This window comes from Myxococcus stipitatus DSM 14675, from assembly GCF_000331735.1.
Taxonomy (GTDB): Bacteria; Myxococcota; Myxococcia; order Myxococcales; family Myxococcaceae; genus Myxococcus; species Myxococcus stipitatus.
The window spans coordinates 8,879,902-8,897,722 of the sequence record NC_020126.1 but is presented as its reverse complement, the minus strand read 5'-3'; the positions used below and the strand labels follow the sequence as shown (position 1 = coordinate 8,897,722).

Annotated in this window: 13 protein-coding genes; all 13 read right to left on the bottom strand. The window is 68.8% G+C overall.

Annotation, left to right across the window (positions count from 1 at the left end):
- Window positions 1–38: 38 nt before the first annotated feature.
- Window positions 39–422 carry a DUF4150 domain-containing protein gene (locus MYSTI_RS34320; protein WP_015352440.1) on the bottom strand — a complete coding sequence of 128 codons (384 nt, stop codon included), beginning with the start codon at window positions 420–422 and terminating at the stop codon, window positions 39–41.
- A gap of 24 nt (window positions 423–446) precedes the next feature.
- Window positions 447–1,007, bottom strand: a complete 561-nt coding sequence (locus tag MYSTI_RS34315; protein WP_015352439.1) for an imm11 family protein — start codon at window positions 1,005–1,007, stop codon at window positions 447–449.
- A gap of 36 nt (window positions 1,008–1,043) precedes the next feature.
- Window positions 1,044–1,958: an AHH domain-containing protein gene (locus MYSTI_RS34310; RefSeq protein ID WP_044282166.1), complete on the bottom strand. Its 915-nt coding sequence runs from the start codon at window positions 1,956–1,958 to the stop codon at window positions 1,044–1,046.
- A gap of 1,065 nt (window positions 1,959–3,023) precedes the next feature.
- Entirely contained in the window at window positions 3,024–4,043 is a 1,020-nt protein-coding gene (locus MYSTI_RS34300; protein ID WP_015352436.1) for a DUF2169 family type VI secretion system accessory protein, read from the bottom strand.
- Window positions 4,044–4,829: 786 nt separating this feature from the next.
- Complete coding sequence (locus tag MYSTI_RS34295; protein ID WP_015352435.1) at window positions 4,830–7,478, bottom strand: DUF6519 domain-containing protein; 2,649 nt, start codon at window positions 7,476–7,478, stop codon at window positions 4,830–4,832.
- Between the two features lie 9 nt (window positions 7,479–7,487).
- Window positions 7,488–9,647 carry a phage tail protein gene (locus MYSTI_RS34290; protein ID WP_015352434.1) on the bottom strand — a complete coding sequence of 720 codons (2,160 nt, stop codon included), beginning with the start codon at window positions 9,645–9,647 and terminating at the stop codon, window positions 7,488–7,490.
- On the bottom strand, window positions 9,644–12,205 hold the full coding sequence (locus MYSTI_RS34285; protein ID WP_015352433.1) for a putative baseplate assembly protein: 2,562 nt from the start codon (window positions 12,203–12,205) through the stop codon (window positions 9,644–9,646). The genes MYSTI_RS34290 and MYSTI_RS34285 overlap by 4 nt, the downstream gene beginning before the upstream one ends.
- Window positions 12,202–15,180 carry a putative baseplate assembly protein gene (locus tag MYSTI_RS34280; protein WP_015352432.1) on the bottom strand — a complete coding sequence of 993 codons (2,979 nt, stop codon included), beginning with the start codon at window positions 15,178–15,180 and terminating at the stop codon, window positions 12,202–12,204. Before MYSTI_RS34280 ends, MYSTI_RS34285 begins: the two co-directional genes overlap by 4 nt.
- Window positions 15,181–15,182: 2 nt before the next feature.
- A complete protein-coding gene (locus tag MYSTI_RS34275) occupies window positions 15,183–15,542 on the bottom strand; it encodes a GPW/gp25 family protein (RefSeq protein ID WP_015352431.1) in 360 nt (119 codons plus the stop codon).
- A complete protein-coding gene (locus tag MYSTI_RS34270) occupies window positions 15,539–15,874 on the bottom strand; it encodes a PAAR-like protein (RefSeq protein ID WP_015352430.1) in 336 nt (111 codons plus the stop codon). The genes MYSTI_RS34275 and MYSTI_RS34270 overlap by 4 nt, the downstream gene beginning before the upstream one ends.
- Window positions 15,874–16,371 (bottom strand): phage baseplate assembly protein V, encoded by a 498-nt coding sequence (locus MYSTI_RS34265; protein WP_015352429.1) that lies wholly within the window; start codon window positions 16,369–16,371, stop codon window positions 15,874–15,876. Before MYSTI_RS34265 ends, MYSTI_RS34270 begins: the two co-directional genes overlap by 1 nt.
- A complete protein-coding gene (locus tag MYSTI_RS34260) occupies window positions 16,368–17,513 on the bottom strand; it encodes a hypothetical protein (protein ID WP_015352428.1) in 1,146 nt (381 codons plus the stop codon). Before MYSTI_RS34260 ends, MYSTI_RS34265 begins: the two co-directional genes overlap by 4 nt.
- Window positions 17,514–17,521: 8 nt before the next feature.
- Complete coding sequence (locus MYSTI_RS34255) at window positions 17,522–17,815, bottom strand: hypothetical protein (protein WP_015352427.1); 294 nt, start codon at window positions 17,813–17,815, stop codon at window positions 17,522–17,524.
- Window positions 17,816–17,821 lie beyond the last annotated feature (6 nt).

Genomic DNA, 17,821 nt, shown 5'->3' with positions numbered 1-17,821 from the left:
TCGCGTTCGGGAGTGGCTGCACGAAGCCCGCGCGGCCCTCATCCCATGATGTTCTTCTTGTTGTGGAAGAGCGGGTCCCCCAACCGGCACACGTTCTTGCCTTCGAACTTCACGTCGAAGGAGTACATCATGAATTCGGAGGGGCCCTTGGTGGAGCTGCTCAAGATGCCACCACCGGCTGTTCCCGCCTCGTCGCCCGTGGATGTCTTGTATTGGGCCCCCTTCACCATGGGCATCTTCCCATTGACGGTGACTGTCTTCGGTCCTTTGTCCGCGTCGGCTGAGCGCCCGATGTTCGGATAGGGAATGGGGACCGGACCCGCTGGGGAAGGCGTTTTGCAGACATCCGGAAAAACGATGCTCTGTCCCCCGCTATCCGCGGTTGAGATACCACGGCCATTGGCGAAGACCTTGCTACCCATGCAACACCTCCTCAATCCATCCGCTCAATAAGCCGAGGGATCCTCCAGAGAGACCACTCGGACACCCATGAGGCCCGCAGCCTCGATGGCTTGCTTGACCTGTTCGGAGACGAGGATGAATCCTACGGACTCCGCCAGACGGAACAGGGGCACTCCCATCGTCCGGCCCTCGTCGATGACGAGCTTCTCGAACTCCATCAGCGGCGCCTCGTAGTCCGGAACGTACTCGGACCTTTCCAGGTCCGCGCAACTCACCCGCCCGATAATGTTGACTGCCTTGTAGTTCGTGTACCGCTTGTCCCGCTCGCGGTCGATGACCACCGCGTCGTAGATGTCCATGTTGCGCACTCCCGCGCTCTTGAGCACGTCGACGAAGCGCTGGGAGAAGAGGGTCAATCCGGCGATCCAATCCGGCATGACCGGGCCACTGCGTGGATCCAGATGGCACTCAATGGGCTCCGCCAAGGGCTTGGGGTAGCGAATCCCCATCGTCCAGGCCACCTCTGGCGCTGGCGTGGGTCCCAGCGCCACCATCTGGAATCCGAGCGCGTCGTAGTCCAGTTTGTAGTCCAAGCTGTAATACATGGGGATGCGCGTCCTTTGTGATGGCTTTGTTCGCGGTCAGCGGTACTTGCGAGAGATGAGCAGTTTCTGGTTGAGACTCTCCTGACCCGTCAACGCCGCGCGGGTGAGGCTCCTGGCGAGCGGAGAGACCCAGGACTTCCATGAGTCGGGCCGTCCCGTGATGCGCGAGCGGAATCGCTCCGAGGCCAGGTTGATGCGGTGGACGAGGGCGTAGGGTGGGTAGTGCTTCCCGTCATCTGCATCCTTGGAGCGCTCACAGGCCCGACTGAAGTTCTCCATGAGGTCCCCCAGCCGGTTGCAGGCGGTTTTCGTCTCGTCATCATAGCTGAGTGGTGAGCCCGCGTCGTATGGCGCGCTGTGGTCGGTGTAGTGCATCTGCAGGTACGTCTCGCGCATGATGAGAAAGCCGATGCTTTGCTTCGAGCCCTCGCTCAAGGTCAGCCACTTCTGGCCGTAGTACTCGGCCATGGGGATCTTGCGGCCATGGTGCTCGATGCGTTTCGTCCAGTAGATCTCAGGGAGATGGGGAAGGAAGATGCCGTTCAGCGCACCGTCGATGGTGTAGCCGATGTCCTGCTTGATCTTCCCTTTGTCGGCGCGTGTCCAGGTCTCCAGGCTGGAGGGGGCCATCGCGGCGTTGCCCGGGATGATGTGGTGTGGTGCCGCGCTCATGTTCACTTCGAACTCCTCGAGCGCGCCCGGCTTGGCGGTCCATCCTGTCGTCTGATCGTTACCGCCCGAGAGTGGATAGAGTGGCCCCACCTTCTTGTCGTTGGAAATCAGGGGCTCCTTGCTCCAGAGGCTCTTCTCGAGAACCCCCTCGTCCTTGAGCTCTCCGTGCTTGGTCTTGTAGTTCTTCAGTTCGCGTGGAGATTCCTTGCAGAACAGACACCCCTCCGGGTGCCCATCTCCTGGGCCCGGTGGGACCACGACGCTCTCACCTATCTCCACGTGTCTCTCCTTCCTGCGCGCACAGCAGCGCAGCGCCTCGCTCCTCGCGGTCCGAGGAACACCATACAAGGCAGGGACCCGGTAGGTACCCTCGTTGGAGCCCGATAGCCGCCAGCCCGAGCATCACAGGCCCGAGTGCTGCTCCAGGGTCTCCGATGTTCTCCACGGGGTGATGGGTCCGCAGGTCGTCGGAAAAGTGGTCCCTGGACCTCAAGCAGGCCACGCCCCACTCCTTGGCCCAGAAGCTCTCGCCATTGAGGCCCGTATAGACGGATTGCACACGAGGCGCAGAGACAGGCCTGGACGCGAAGAGAGACAGGAAGGACTCGGCAAGCCCTTCTCCTCGATAGGGCTCTTGGCTGTAGCGGTGTCCTGGCTCGTGTCCCGTGCCCACTCCTTCGATGGTCGCAACCGGTTGAATCCGAGAGCGCCGCCCTCTCCCCGTTGCGCCAAGCCATAGGAAGCACGCTCCTTCTCCGGGGATGAAGCCATCGGATGGACCCGCACCGCGCAGACGTGCCTCCAGTTCGAGAGTGGCCAGCAGCTCGGGGACCATGAAGGTATCCACGCCGCCCACGAGAATGTCCGTGGCACGGTGCATCTGGATGAGTTGGAAGGCCTCCGCCAGCGCCACCAGCCCCGCGGCGCGCCCTTGTGCAACGCACCGGCTTCGGCTCAGGTCCAATGGCACATCGGCACTGCGCGACAATGCCTCCAGGAAACGGGTTGGGGCAACCTCCTCCGGACGGAGTTCCTCGGGCATCGCGAGGAGAAGGATGGGAGGTTCCTCCAGGTGTCGAGCCGCCTCGCGGAGCGCCGGGGCCGCGAGTCGCAACATCCGCGCCTCTCGGAATCCGAGCCTGCTGTCCACTTGGTGGAGCTCCGGGAGGCAGGCGGTGTCGACGAAGGCACCTGGATGAGGTTGGAACCGAAGGTCCACGAAGGGCGTCTCCCGCACGCGCGAGATGCCTGCACGAATCGCTGCGGCTGTGGTCGGTGCCGTCAACCCCACAGGCGTCACCATCCCCACGGAGAGAATCTCCAGGCCACGGGTCATCTCGCTCCTCACGCCAGGGAGCGCAGCTGGAAGTGCGCCTGCTCGACCTTCAGGGTTTGTTTGTCGCAGGGGACCGCACCGCGCCAGAGCAGCGAGAACCGGCCCTCGCCAGGCTCCAAGAGGAGGGTCTCCAGTTGGAGCGAGGGCTTCACCTGTTGGCCTGCGACCTTCACCGCCACGTCGAGCGCACAGGTCGGCAGCCGGAAGCGCTGCGCCCCTTCTCGCGAGGCACCGATGATCTCCACGGGCTCGCCCCCCTTCAGGAACTGCCGGGTGCACAGCTCCGGCGCGCCTGTCAGGAAGAACTCCGAGCGAAAGTTGAGTGGAAGGTACGGCGCACGCTGCTTCTGCCATGCCTCGTCATACGTCCCGGCAAAAGACTGGCGAGGCTGCCAGGAGGGCGCCACGAATCCAAACCCAGTCGGAGTGGGAGCGTCGGAGATACCCTGGATGCGCCGGAGAGGGTCCTCCAGGTTGGGTAGCGGCTGCCCCGCCATCTCGGATGCGCTGCGCTTGCCTCGAAACCCATGCCCCACGGGGTTGCGCTCCTCGGCGAGTACCTTGCCCCGCGCGGCGTCCACCACATGCACTCCGCCATACGCCCGCTCGTAGACGAGAGGCATCCGGAGGAAGGGCTCTGGGCGTGAAGGACTGGGTGAAACGAGCCCGCCAGTCCAGTGCCGGTTCCCGAAGACTTGGATGACCTTGCGCAGGGCGCCCACCTTGACGGAGACAAGGCTCGAAGGAACCGGCTGCCCCTTCGGTGCATGCGCATCGCCCACCAGCACCACGTCCGTGCCGGGCTTCAGCAGATGCGCCTCACTGGCGTACTTCAGGCTCGACTTCGCGGGCTCGCCCCAATACTCGTCAGCGAGGACGAGGCTTTGTTGCTTCTCCGCGACTTGGAGTCCGGCGCGGCCAATCTCGAACGTGGCTTTCACCACGACGTAGAGCGTGTCCACACCTTGGGCGTCAGGGAACAGGAAGATCCCAGGAACGAATGGGGTCTCGTTGCGGACTTGCAGCACGCCAGTATCCTCCTCGGCTTCCGAACAGCTTCTCGACGGAGGGCATTGCGCCGTCGGAGTGTCCAGCGTAGCCCCATGAAGAGCGCGAGTCCCCTGCTCGAAAGGCTTGAGACTCGTCTGCCCTCAGTTGCATGTCTTGGAGCTGCCAGACACCAGGGGAAGTCTCCTCACGGAAGAGAGAAGAGCGCTGGGTGATGTCATGGTTCGGGCCCCCTGAATGACCGGTCGACTTCGATTGGCTCGGCTGTCGGCACAGTCTATCCCTGGATGCCATCGTGCATCGCACAGGGCGCTGCTTGTTCCCCTGAGGGTCTTTCGCTCCCCTGCACCAGGTCGTTGGGAATCTGGCGAGGCGCCTGCGCTGTCCGGGCTCGAGGCTCAATCCAGCGCGGTATGCCACATTGCCACTCTCACCCCCCGTGCGTTAAACTGAAGTTCTGAGATGGGGTTCTTGAAAGGGGAATGCGAGAGGTCGGCATGGGGAAGTGCGCCGGCCGCGGACTGGAACTAGAAAAGGGCAGATGAACGACAATCACAGCGGGTTTTTGCTCACTCTTTGTGTCGACTCGTCTTGACGTCGGTTTCTGTGTGTCTCGAGTCATCGGGCCGTTCAGAGTCTGTATCCGACTTGGGCGAGAACAGCGGGGAGCGCCGAAGCCAGGCGGAGTGTCCAGTAATACCCAAGACCAGGCAGCTCCCGAGAGGCGTCGTGCCAGCGTGCCTCTGTAGGACAAACGGGAGCACGACCCGAGGCCGGTGCTGGCCAACCAGGCCTCGGGTCACGTTTCATCCCAGAATCGGCGTGACGAACTCGAAGCTGAACTCGTGCACCTGCGTGCTGTCCGTGTCGATTCCTCCCGGCAGCCACCTCGGCACCACCGTCACCCGCACCGGAATCAGCGCGTTGTAGTACTTCGAAATCGAGGAGCGCGCGGCGCTCGACATCCGCCACTCCCAGCCCTGCGTCCCCTTCGCCACTGTGCCGCCCAGGTTCAACACCAGCGGCACGTCGGCATGGGACGCATACGGCAGCTCGACATACACCCGGATGCCGCCATGCGGCGTCGTGGCCCCCGTGTTCCGCCCAGGCGGCACCAGGTCGTCACGGAAGACGATCGCCGCGAGCGACGTGCTGGGGACCTTCGTGTTCGGCCCGAGCGCCGCGTAGGCGTTCGAGGTATTGCGCCACTGCAGCCCCGTGAAGGGGTTGAGGTGCCCGCTCTCCTGCTGAAGGACGTTGATGCGCCGAGCCAGCTCGTCGATGGCCTCCTGCGCATTCCGGTTCGGCCCCTGCAACACCGTCGCGAGCCACGCGACATTGGGCTGCCAGACCACTTCACTCGCGAGCGCCAGCTGCGCGAGGAAGAGCCCCGTTTGCACCGTCGTCGCGTTCCCAGCCCTGTCGACGAGCCGAGCCTCGATGCGCTGAGTCGTCAGGTCCAGCAGCGTCCCCAGAATCCACTGCACCTGCGCGACACCCTCCGAGTCCGTCGAGGTGCGGACCGTGTGATAGCGCACCCCGTTCGTCCACTTCTCTCCCGACACGAAGCGCGCGCTCGCATGCACGCTCCCGCCCTGGTCCTCGTTGAGCCCCTGTCCGTTGAAGATGCGGTTGAGCACCGTGAACTCGACCACCGCGTTCTCGATGGGCCGGATGCCGTCATCGATGCGCACCCGCAGCGCCACCTCCAGCGTCTCGCCCGGTCGTCCCTGCTGCCCGTTGCCCCCGACGATGTGGAGGTTGAGCTGGTTCGCCGTCTGCGCGACGAACGAGATGGGCGCACCGATGGGCGCGTTGTTGGGCCCCAGCCTGACTGCTTCGACCGTCTGCGCGAGCGCCGGCTCCCACACCGCGGAAGCCAGGCCCTTGCTGGGCCCCGCGCCCAGCCGCATGTACACACGCGCAATCCCACTCGCATCCGTCGTGACGTCAATCTGTCCCGCGGGCGCGGGAGCCGCGGGCGCCGCCGCGCTGATCTGCCCGCCACCACTCGTCACCCGGAAGCGAACCCGCGCCCCCGCGATGGGCGCGCTCCCATGCGTGACGACCACCGCCAGCGGCGCGGGGAGCCACTCCTCACCTCGGCCGTGCTGCCCATCCCCTCCTGCCGACGTGAGGGTCCACAGTGTTGTCAGCGGAGGGAACAGCTTGCGGCAGTCGGAGCGCACCGCCCAACCGCCCGCCCCGGTGCGGTCCAGCAGCGCGAGGGGAACACGATGGCGCACCACCCCCTGCGCCGGACGCGTCTCGAAGTCCGTCGGCGAGCCATTCGCCAGGGGCCAGTCGAGCTGCTTCCCCGTCCCCGGAAGCGCCGCCGTGCGCGCCGGGATGAGCCAGAAGTCTCCGGTGCGGTAGCGCTTCGTCGTGTCGAACCGGACCTGCAGCCCATCCGTCCCCAGGGGCAGGAACGTGTTGTTCACGATGCCGACAGCCCCCACCGAGTCCCACCGTCGCACCACCACGCGCTTGCCCGCGAGCGTGGCCTGCAACTGCGCCAGCGTCGAGCCCAGGAGCGTGAGCCGGAGCGTGTCCGCCTGCACGTCATCGATGCGCGCGAGGATGCCCGGAACCCCGGTGAGCACCTCCGCCTCGCCCTTGACCTCGATGGTCCCCCCAATCTCGAACCCCGCCGCGCCACCCGGCCCGAGCCGGTCCACCTGCAACACCAGCGGCGACGACGTCACCAACCCCACCGCCGAGGCGATGATGGCGCCGTTGTCCCGGCTCCACTTGATGCTGGGTGCAAGCCCCGTGGGCGCACCGTCCGGCCCGATGTTCCCCGCGTGCACCTCCACCCGGTAGAGCTGGTTCTCCAGCCCCCGGAAGTCCGAGGCCTCGGAGACGATGCACGGACCGCTCGCGGCGGATGGCGCCAGGCGCGGCTGGAGCGTGCCGTCATACGTGAGCCCCAGGTTCTGCAACGCGGTGGCGGCTGTAGAGCAATCACCCGTACCGCCGTTCCCCACTCGCAGCCAGCGCACCTGCCAGACGCGTTGCTCGCGGAGGGTTGTGTCGGGGCCGCCCAGGGCGACCTCTCGGATGGAGGGCTCCTCCACGGCGGTCAGCGGGCGCTCCCAGACCTCCAGGTACGCAAGCCACGCCCCCTCCGTCGAGGGCAGCGAGCTCACCGGGAGGAACGGCTGCGGCTGCGCCAGGTTGACCTGCGCGGAGTTCGCGACGCGGATGCCGTCGACGAGATACCGCCCCACGCCGAGCACGGGCTGTCCCCCCGAGAGGGTGACACCGAAGCCCGCCGCGTCGGTGGGGGCTCCGGAGCCGCCCACGAGGTCCATGCGGCCGGAGCGCGTGTCGTGGAGCTGGATGTCGACTTGCTCGTTGTGGTCGACGTCCAGCATCACTCGGCCTTGCTGGGCGCGGACGGACGTGAACTCGTCGCTGGGGTCGAAGGTGGAGCGGGTCAGGTCACCGTTCATGGTGCTCTCTCACACGAGGAAGAAGATCCCGGGCTCCATACCGAAGCGCAGGAACTGGGGAATGGCGTTGCGGAGGTTCGCGAGGCGGATGCCGTGCTGCAGGTGGTGCCAGCAGCCGGGCTCGCCACCGTCTTCGGCGGCGGTACGGATTTCAGGCGGGCACTCCGGGTCCAGCAGCAGGAAGCCGGGAGCGTGCGGGTCGGTGCTGACGAAGCGCGGCTTCATGCGCAGGCCCACGAGCGTGGTGAGCTGGGCGTTGCCCTCGGCCGCCTCGAAGGCGAGGTCCGGCTGGCAGCGGAAGCTCGGGGGCACGCGGCTGTTGGCGCGCGGGTAGTACGAGAAGCGCAGGCACCCTTCCTGGTGCTGCTCGACCAGGACCGCGCCCACGAAGATGCAGTTCGACGCCGACAGGCGGCCCGACTGGCAGGCGCCGAGCACCGTCGAGCCTCGGGCCTCGAGTGGGCTCTTGGGCGCGTGAAGGGCGCCCGTCACCGCGCTGTCGGTGAGGACGATGTTCCCAATGGACTGATAGGCCGTGATGCCATTGGCGATGGTGCGCTCGAGCGTCAACTCCAGCGCCGCGTTGCTCCCGTTGGTGGTGTTCACGCGAACAGCCTGTGCGCCGAGCACACTGAGGGATGCGAGCCGGAGCCTGTCCAGCGAGCCCAGCTCCACCCGGACACTGCCCGTCAGGGCGAAGCCTCCGAGCAGCACCTCGCCTCGGTTCGTCGCGGACGTCGCGTTGCCTTGAATGAGGAGGTCCCCCGTCACGAGGGGGCGCACGCCCTCCGCGACCATCTCGCCCTTGATGCGGGTGCCGGGGGCCTCGGGCACCTCGGGCCAGGTGGCGCCGAGGATTCCCAGCACGGCGCCCGTGGGGACACGGATGACCTGCGCGGGTGGGGCGTGGGTCGCGCTGTCGCCGATGAGGATGATGCCCAGCGCGCGGCCTCGTGCCGCGTCACCGGGCAGGCCGTTCAAGTAGTCGTGCCAGCGCGTGACGGCCTGGTCGAGCGTGGGCACCACATCCGGACCCGTGCCTCGGCGAGCCACCAATACTTGGAAGCCGATGGTGCGAGCCTCCGGTGGCGCGGTGAAGCGCTCCAGCCACGCTTGCGCATCGTCATCGCGGTCCCACGGTCCCGCGCCGAGCTGTCCCGCCGTGGCGATGATGTGGTGGGTGAAGACCTCGATGCCGCTCAAGCCCGTCGTGAAGTCGCTGCCCAGCACGAAGCGGCCCAGCTCCGGGTCGACCACCACCTGGTCGGCCGCGACGGTGGCGGGATTCGTCTCGATGGCGGAGAGGTCGCAGATGGCCACCTGCGTGGCGCTCACGGGGCGCACGACGGGGTTGTTCCCTCCCTCCAGGCCATGCACCGCGATGGAGAACGGGAACTTCATCTGACTGCCCAACTGGCGCGCCCGCTCCCACAGTCGTCGACGCGAGAGCGCGAGCGGAACCGAGGCCTCGGTGGCGATGGCGGCCGGGTCGGTCTCCGTCTCCAGCGCGGCGTACAGCGGCCGGTCCACGCCGAACGGGTTGAACCGGAACGCCGACTGTCCGACGAGCGCCATGCTGGGCGCTGTCGCGGCGGTGAGCGCACGAAGCTGCGTGCGCCAGAGGAAGAGGCCGATGTTGGGGAGGTTGTGCTGGCCGCGTCCGGAGTGGATGGAGCGCACGTCGACGGTGCGCGTGGCTTCCTCGAAGGGGCCGGAGAGTCGCTCGAGCGCCACCGTGCTCCGGAGGTCGAGCGTGGCGTGCCGGCCCGTGGGGTGGTTGATGGACTCGTTCCAGGCCAGGCGCGTGAAGAACTCCACGACGCGCGCGGGGTAGTTGGTGAGGTCTCGAGACAGCTGCTCCAACATCGCCGCCGTGCCCTTGCGGCGGCGGTAGCCGAGCGTGTTCGCCACCAGCGCCCGGCGACTGAAGGCGATGGCCTGCACATCCCGCGCGACGGGGACGCCGAGGGCGCCGCCGAGGTAGGGGATGAGCCACTCCTCGGCGGTCTCCACGAAGGCGTTGTCCCACGTCGTCTCGATGTCGGCGCGGACGGTCTCCAGCTGCCGGTCAATCACCGACAGGAGCGCGCGGAGAGGGCCTCCCAGCTCCGCGTCGCGCCGCCGGTAGATGGCGGGCAGTCGCGCGTACAGCGACTCTCGGCCGCTCATTCGGACCTCCTCGACAGCGCGATGTCGGCTGCGTTTCTCGACACGAGCAGCAGGTCGGCCTTCGTGCGGAGCCCTCCGCTCGTCACGGGGCCGCTCGCCTCGATGAGCAGCTGCGGCGGCGCGGCCTGCGCGGCGAGCGTGAGGTCCGTGCGGTACAGCTTGTCCAGGTCGACCGCGAGCACTCCTTCAACGGCTTGCAGCACGGTGACGACCTCGGCGGGAGTGACGCCCTGGCCGAAGCGTCGGTGGGAGAAGTCGAAGGCGCCGAAGAGCGCCGCCCGCGCCGCCGCGTCGATGTCCTCCCAGCGATAGGCCGGGTCGATGAGCAACGACGCGACGAGCCCGAACGCGCGCTCCTCGTAGCTGTCCACCACCGCGCGGTGCACGGGGTCTTGGTATTGGACGAGCGACTCGGCGAGGGTGACGAGCACGGGGTCGGTGGGGCCCAGGGGCTTGCCGCTCGCGCTGGCCACCGTCAGGTGGACCAGCCGCCGCTGCCCAGCCCAGATGCCCACGGCGAGCGCCTTGCCGATGCCCGCGAACGAGCGCGCGAAGTCCTCGTAGTCCTGGATGGACACGAGCCGTCCCAGCGTGAGCACGGAGTTGGGCGCATTCGAGCGGATCTCCGCGATGGACTCCGGGTCGGCCGCGCCCGAGAACGCAGTGGGGTTGAGCGCGCTGTCGATGCCCACGGGCCTGCGCGTGAGCAGCGAGGCCCGGCCCCGAGCGACCTCTCCCACCAGCCCCAGCCCCGTCCGATACGAGGCGACGACGTTCTCCGCGCCCGGTGGAAGACGCGCCCCCATCTCGCCGTCGCCCAACTCCACCACGGTGCTCCCGTCCGACGCATAGCGAAGCGAATAGACGAGCGCGTCCTTGGGCTGGCCATGGAGTGACGGCACACGCGTCCAGGCCGCGCCGCCGACGCGGAGGGTGAGCGCCGCCTGGCCGCCGGGCTCCTCGGCGGAGGGGACGTGGGTGAGGGGCTTCCCCTTGAGGACGAAGCGCTGGAAGGCCTGCGCCGCGTTGCCGCTGCCGAGCACCTCGTCCGGCGCTGTCTGTCCATGCGTCGCACGCGTGACGTTGGCGTTGAGCACGACCTCCGCGCGCACGTACTTGGACGAGAGGGGCGGGTCGACCAGGAGCGTGGTCTTCCCGTCCGCGTTCACCGTGGCGGACACGATGCGCACCACCTCGCCCGCGGGAGCCTCCGTGAGGGCATCCAGGCCGTGGACTCCGAGCAGCCTGCCGGTGAGCTCCGGATAGGGGCCGTCGAGGGAGAGCGTGGCGCCGGTGACCGGGCTGAGGTCGGGTTCGCCCACGTGCTGGAACGAGTCGGGCTCGCACCAGACCGTGGTCGCTCGGCGGCCGAAGACGCTGAGGTTCTCGCCTTGGAGCTTGATGCGCGTGACCTTGCCGGTGAGCGTGAAGTCCTGCCGGGCGCGGGTGCTGGCCTGCAGGACCTTGTAGGCCTCCACGTTGTAGCCGTCCGTGAGGGTCACCCAGCTGTTCTTCAGGATGCCGTTGTAGTCGCGGTCCAGGTCCACCGAGGACGTGCCCACGGCGGGGTCATCCGCCAGCTCGAACTTCGGCCACTGCACCACGGGCTTCGTGGCGCTGAGCAGTCGCGTGCGTCCGTCCACGCCCGCATCGGGAACACCATTCATGCTGCCGCCCGCGCTCCACCACGCGGTGAGCTGCGTCTGGTCCGACTGCAGCTTCCAGTCGGGCGCGTTGTGGCCGAACAGCGAGGCGCGGTTGCGGAAGAGGAGCACCTCCAGCGCGCGCTCCGGCGGGGCCGTGTAGCTGTCGCCCAGCCCTCGCTCGAACGTGAGCTTCGTCTCGTCGTGCGCCGTGTCCGTCTCGAACGCGGCGATGCGCCGGAACTCCCAGCGCTCGCTGCCCGGCGTGCCGAGCCGGTCCGTGCCGTAGATGAGCACGCCATCGCCGCGCTGCGCGCGCGTCGTGAGCCCGTGGACCCAGAGGTGGTGGTCGCCCTTCTTGAGGTCCGCGCGCGGAAGGCGCCGGCTGACGGGCAGCTTGTTGTACTCGAGCCGGGCCTCGAACCCTTCGTCCGTCTCGAACACGGGCGGAGGCGTGTTGCCCTCGGGCATCGCCATCACGGCGGTGCCGACGGGCACGAGCAGCGGCTCGGTGGCCTGGGGCGACACGTTGAACGCGAGGTAGCCGGAGGCCGCCAGACCCGGGCCCGGCTCGTAGCCCAGGGCGCGGGCAATCTGCACCAGCGATATCCGCTCGCGCGCGGTGGCGAGGAACACCTCGTTGAGTTGTCGCTCCTGGTAGAAGGTCAGGACGTCGAGCACACACGCCGTCGCGTCGAGCAGCGCGATGGTCGGGTCGGACGGGTCCCTGGCGGTGAGCGCGGCCAGCGGTCGCTTCGCGGGGCCGTTCTCGGGTTGCACGCTCTCCAGCGGGAGTTGCGTCACCATCGCCGCGCGGAAGGTGGCCCACGTGCCCGTGCGGTAGCGCAGCGCGGAGAGCCCGGGTGGGTTCTCGCGGGCGTCGGGGGTCGGCTCGCAGCAGCCCTCGTGTTTCATGCGCCGCCCTCCACGTTGAACTGGATGCGCCCTCGCTCGGGGGCGTTCGGGTCGGAGTCACAGCGGGGAATCTCCAGCGGCCCCATCTTCAGGATGCCGGAGGCCAGCTCATCCGACGCGGTGCTGGAGAAGCGGCGGAAGCGGTGGCCCGGCACCTCGGCGCGGGCGTCGACCCAGCGCACGCCCTTCACGGACATCGCCCGCGCGACAATCTGGCTCAGGTACACGCTGTTGCCGAACGTGAAGTTGTCCGGGTGGAAGAAGGCCCGGGTGCCGTCGGCGAGGAGGCCTCGGCCGAACACCTCGCGCAGGGACGCGGAGACCGCCTCGGGCCAGGCATCGTGCGCGACGCAAATCGACAGCACGATGTCGAGCGACACGTGCGTGGGGCCGGTGATCTCCAGGTCGTAACCGGCCAGCCGGAAGCGCTCCAGGAAGCGCGTCATCTCGGCGATGAAGGGTGCGTCCACCGGGCGTCCCTCCACGCGGTCGACGTGGACTCGCACGGTGTGCCAGGAGCCGGTCCAGATGAGCCGGGCCACGGCGCGCTGCACCTCGCGGTGGCGGCTGGCGACCTCGGCCCAGTCGGTCAGCGTCACCGCGCGCTCCTGCGTGCGGAACGCCTGGGGCGCGGAGCGGCGCACGTTCTCCATCGGCTCGGGGTCGACCCCGCCCACCGCGGGCAGCGGGTTGCGCACGCCGGCGAGCGCGCTGGGGGCGAACCGCGTCGTCAGCAGGTGCGCGATGGCGCCCGCGCCGACGTTGCCCAGGGTGCCGTTGCCCAAGCGGTAGCTGGCGGTGAAGGTCTCGTCGTCGGAGGGCTTCTGTCCGGTGGTGCCATCCCCGAAGCGAATCCAGGCCTGGCCGCTGGACTCCGTCTCCACCCAGAACTCCGAAGCGGAGCGGTCCGACGCGAGCAGGTCGCGCTGGGGTGCCCACTCGGTCCCATCCGCGGCGAGCAGGGACACCGACGGCAGGGCGGACTCGGGGGCTTGTTGGACGACACCCGTGGCGGACCACGTCGTGCTCAGCCAGTCGTGCGCGGTGGGGTCATCCCAGGTGGGCGCGGCGGTGGCGTGCGTCAGGCCCATGCCTCGCAGGCGCGCGTGCAGGCGGCCTCGGCTCCCGAAGGGCACCGCTTGAAGGGTCTCCACGGGCGCGGGCTCGCCGTGGTCGACGAGCAGCATGTTGCCTCGCGCCTTGGCGAGCACTCGCCCCGCCACGCGGACGGGCAGGTCGAAGGGGAGGGCGTCCTCGGGATGCCACTCCAGCTCCAGCACGTCGCGCGCGAGCAGCGCGTCGTGGGCCTGCCGGGGCGGCGACGACAGGCGGACGATGTGGCGCAGCGTGGGGTCCGTGTCCTCCGCGACGGTGCTCGACTCGCTGGCGACGGCCTCGAGCAGCACCAGGTCCCCCTGGAAGAACTCGAGCGCGTGGTCCGGGTCGAGCAGCGTGCAGCGCGTGGTGCCGCGCGGGAGGCACAGCTCCTCCTCGCCCCACGTGTAGACCTCGATGTCGTTGTGCACCGAGCGCAGCCTCGCGAGCGACAGGAGCGCGGCGAAGACCTGCGTCTCCGGGGGCAGGGGCTCGCCCAGCACGGTGGGCGCGAGCATGGCGGACGCGGCCGAGCCGATGCGCGTGAGGAACAGGTCCCCCACCTGCACGGGGTTGTTGACGCTGGCGCCCTCGCTGGCGCGCAGGTGCACGAAGGCGCGGGAGTTGACGCCCTCGTGCATGCGGTAGTCGAGCAGCCGCGCGTGGCGACGCACGGACGAGCGCAGTCGGGCGGTGTGCAGATACGCCTCGGTCGCCACCGAGTCCTGCGCATAGGCGAGCTGGTCCGCGCGCGCGGCGACGAGCTCCACCAGGGTGGAGGCCAGCCCGGCGGGGCTCTCGTCCGCGCTGCCCGCCCCGAGCGCGGCGATGCGGTCGAAGAGCAGGCGGCGGAACCCCGCGAAGTCGCGCGTCAGGTAGTCGAGGACGGGCGGCGGGACGGGCGCCTCGCTGCACCCCGGCGGAGGCGCGCAGTCGAGCTGGGTGGGACAGTCGACCTTGAGGTTCAGTGTCACCGCCGACAGCAGCGGGTCGAAGGTCGGGGCGCTCGAGACGCGCAGGGTGTAGAGCGAGAAGTCGCCGCGCTCCTGGGTACACAGGACGACCCACTGGTTCAGGTCGGTCGGGTGGATGGCGGCGAAGTTGGAGAGCGCCGTCCGCTCCGGGCCCGTGAGCTCCACGTCCACGACGCTCGCGATGCGCGAGAGCGGCTGGGCCCAGCGCAGGGCCACGTTCGGCACCCGCTCTCCACCGGTGATGGAGAAGTGCGTGGCGCCCAGTTCGTTGACGCCGAACGCATTGGCGAAGCGCACGAACACCACGCGCTGGCGCAGCCGCTCGGAGATGAGCGGGTTCAGGTCGGCCACGATGACGTGGTCGATGCCGTTGAGCCACCGGGTCCGCACCCCCGAGGTGAGGTCTCCCGTCTGGTCGAACTCCAGCGAGGACAGGCGCGGCTCGAAGCCCGGCGGAGGCGCGCTGCTCACCTGGTTGGCGCGCAGCTTGAGGGCGACCTTCGCGGGCAGCGCCACCTCGGTGTGCACGAGGAGGAACTCGCCCAGGCCCGCCGACTGCTGGTCGAGCGCCGCGGCCAGCGCGTTGAACCAGGTGAGCTCATCCGGCTGGAGCGCGGGGTCGGTGGCAGGCAGCGTGGCCAGCGCCGTGAGCGGGACGAGCCAGCGCACCGTCGCGCCGGCAATCAGCACCTGGGCCTGCGTGAGCGCCGCGACACCCTGGGTGGTGACGAAGCGCAGCAGGAGGATGCGCCCGGCGATGCGCGCGGGCAGGCCGGTGTTGACCGGCAGGAACGCGGCGTTGAGCGCGGGGTCGGTGCCGGGGAGCACCGCCAGCTCCAGCCCGTTCCCTGTCAGCGGAAAGCGGGCCGCGAGGGCACGTCTGCGTCCTTCGACGGAGCTCGTCACGGCTACACCTGCCCTCTGACGACCACGCTGCGTGTCTCGGCGGTGATGCGCGTCCGGTAGCGAAGCGTCACGGTGAGCACCGACTCCTCCGCCTGCACGTCGATGCCCTCCACGAGGATTCTGTCGCCCAGCCACGCTTGCAGCGCGCCCTGGACGAGGTGCTGCGCGGTCGCCGCCATCTGCTCACTGGCCGGTGCGAAGACCAGCTGCGCCGCGCCGCTGCCGAACGTCGGGCGCATGACCCGCTCGCCAGGCGCGACGAACAGCAACTGCTCGATGAGCTCCCGCAGCTCGTCATCGGGCCCCGCCATCGCCGTGCGGCCGGTCTGGTCGATGCGGTAGGGGAAGGAGAGCGTCTTCATAGCGCGCTGACCCTGGGCGAGACGCCCGCGACCAGTGCGGGGCCCTGTGGCGCCTGCGTGCCCGCGAGGCACAGCGAGGAGCTCGTCTGGAGCAGCACCGGCACCCCGGAGGCGCGCACGCGCAGCGAGGCGGTCACCCAGCGGACCTGGACGCACGGCGACGGCGTGGGCCCGGGGAGCTGGAAGGGACAACCCGCGATGGTGAAGACGTCGCTCTGCGTGAGCAGCGGCTGGTTGTTCGTCATCACCCGCACCTGCGACGGAATGGGCTGCGCGGGGACGCCGTGCGGACACTGCACCATCGCTCCCTGATGCAGGACGGGAGAACCCATCACACCACCTCCAGGGCACCGTTGTTGAGGCTCACGCGCACGGGGTCGAGCTTCACGCTCGCGCCGCCGCAGGAGATTTCGATGCCCTGCGCGCTCAGGGCAATCTTCACGGGAATCGCCACCACCGGAGGGCCTACCTCCAACGTGACGCCGCCCGCGCCCGGCAGGTCATCCAGCTTGAGCGTGGCGCCGCCCGTTTTCAGCACCTTGGTGGTGGGCAGCGCGGGCAGCGCGGGCGTGCGGCCCACGTTCCAGAAGCCCCCCACCCAGATGGGCTTGTCGCGGTCTCCCGCCTCGAACTCCACCCAGAGGTTCGCGCCGATAGGCGGGATGAGGAACAGGCCCTCTCCGTCGCCGGCATACGGGACACACGGCATGGCCCAGGCGAGCACGCTCTCCCCCAGCACGGCGGGACAGCTGATCTGCACCCGGCCAATCTGGAGCGGGTCGAAGTTGTTGATGACCGTGCCGCGATACTTTCCGTAGTACGCCGTCATGGGATGACCGCCGGAACCGTGGAGCCGAGCCCCTCACGCGACAACTGGAAGCTCTGTTTGTATTCACCGCGCTTGATGGTGTGCGAGACGCTCTTCACGTAGTACAGCCCGTCGAAGCTGTAGCCCGCGCCCCGAACACCCACGAGCTGGCGCGCGTACAGCACCATCCCGTAGCGCGCCGTATCCAGCTCGCCCGAGGCCGTCACCGCCTTCACCGTGGAGCTGGTCGTCTCCGACGACGCCTGGAGCAGCGCTCGCACGTAGTTGGAGCGCGTGGTGGGCTCCAGGTACTTCAGCTTCACGATGGGCTGGTTGACGTAGAGCGACGGCAGGGTGGCCAGCGGCGGGGTGAGCACCGGGACGCCGTAGACGGGCAGCGGCGGCAGCGTGACGGCGGGGCTGTCGTCCTGGACCAGGCCCACCACCTGCGTGGACGTGGTGCCGTCATGCTGGAAGGAGATGCTCGTGACGGTGTTGGCCGCGCCCATGCCCGTGGTGAGCGCGCGCTGCGGGATGAACGCGGGGATGCGCGGCCCGAAGTAGGCCGTGCTCTGCCCGGGGAGCGGCCCCGGGAAGATGAAGAACGAGCAGCTGTGCTGCCGCGCCTTCTCGGAGAGGATGGCCCACGCGGTGCCCTGGGGATGGGGAATCTCGCGCGTGGGGTCGGGCGGGATGTCCGTGGGCGGCGGCAGGACGAGGGGCACCAGCCCCACCGCCGCATAGGGCGCGAGCAGGAGGTAGGCGAGCGCCGTGTCGTTGCCCGGAAAGGGCATGCGCAGCTCAATCTGGTCCAGCAGCACGCCCAGGTCCTCGCCCGTGACGGTGATGGAGCCGCTGCCGGGCTTGTCGCCGGGGTTGAGTTGCTGATGCGTGATGATGCCGTCCATCAGCACCTGGGGAATGGCGTTGACCGTCACCATCAACACCAGTCGCGTGCCCACCTTGAGCCGCTGGCTGAGCAGCAGCGGATGGTCCAGGAGCCCCGTCGTCGCATCGCGCAGGGCGCGGAACACCACCTGGAACGTCGAGCGCCCCTCGTCGCTGTGGCTGACGCTGGCGCTGTCGAGCACCGCCGCCAGGTCGGGCGCTGGCAGCGGGACGGCGGGCCCGGCCAGCATCGTGAGGATGACCGAGGGGAGCATGGGGCGCTCTAGCGGGGGACAGGCACGCGCAGGCGCACGCCGGGCTCGGAGGTGAGCGTCTCGGGGTCGAGCGTCTCGTTGGCGTCCGCCACGCGCCACCACGCCTCCGCGGAGCCGAGCACTCGCACCGCGACCAGGTCGAGCCGGTCTCCTCCCAGCACCACCGCCTCCGCGAGCACCTCGTACGAGTCCGCGGGGGCGAGGAAGCGGCGCGGGACGTAGCGAATCTCCCGGCCGCTCGGGTCTGTCCATACCAGGGGCGTCTGGCTCAGCGCTGCGTATCGGCTGGTCGAGTCAATCATGGACGG

Excerpts from the sequence above, each read along its gene's own strand:
- MYSTI_RS34320 (WP_015352440.1), bottom strand. The coding sequence starts at position 422 with ATGGGTAGCAAGGTCTTCGCCAATGGCCGTGGTATCTCAACCGCGGAT.
- MYSTI_RS34315 (WP_015352439.1), bottom strand. The coding sequence starts at position 1,007 with ATGTATTACAGCTTGGACTACAAACTGGACTACGACGCGCTCGGATTC.
- MYSTI_RS34295 (WP_015352435.1), bottom strand. The coding sequence starts at position 7,478 with ATGAACGGTGACCTGACCCGCTCCACCTTCGACCCCAGCGACGAGTTC.
- MYSTI_RS34290 (WP_015352434.1), bottom strand. The coding sequence starts at position 9,647 with ATGAGCGGCCGAGAGTCGCTGTACGCGCGACTGCCCGCCATCTACCGG.
- MYSTI_RS34285 (WP_015352433.1), bottom strand. The coding sequence starts at position 12,205 with ATGAAACACGAGGGCTGCTGCGAGCCGACCCCCGACGCCCGCGAGAAC.
- MYSTI_RS34275 (WP_015352431.1), bottom strand. The coding sequence starts at position 15,542 with ATGAAGACGCTCTCCTTCCCCTACCGCATCGACCAGACCGGCCGCACG.
- MYSTI_RS34270 (WP_015352430.1), bottom strand. The coding sequence starts at position 15,874 with ATGGGTTCTCCCGTCCTGCATCAGGGAGCGATGGTGCAGTGTCCGCAC.
- MYSTI_RS34265 (WP_015352429.1), bottom strand. The coding sequence starts at position 16,371 with ATGACGGCGTACTACGGAAAGTATCGCGGCACGGTCATCAACAACTTC.
- MYSTI_RS34260 (WP_015352428.1), bottom strand. The coding sequence starts at position 17,513 with ATGCTCCCCTCGGTCATCCTCACGATGCTGGCCGGGCCCGCCGTCCCG.
- MYSTI_RS34255 (WP_015352427.1), bottom strand. The coding sequence starts at position 17,815 with ATGATTGACTCGACCAGCCGATACGCAGCGCTGAGCCAGACGCCCCTG.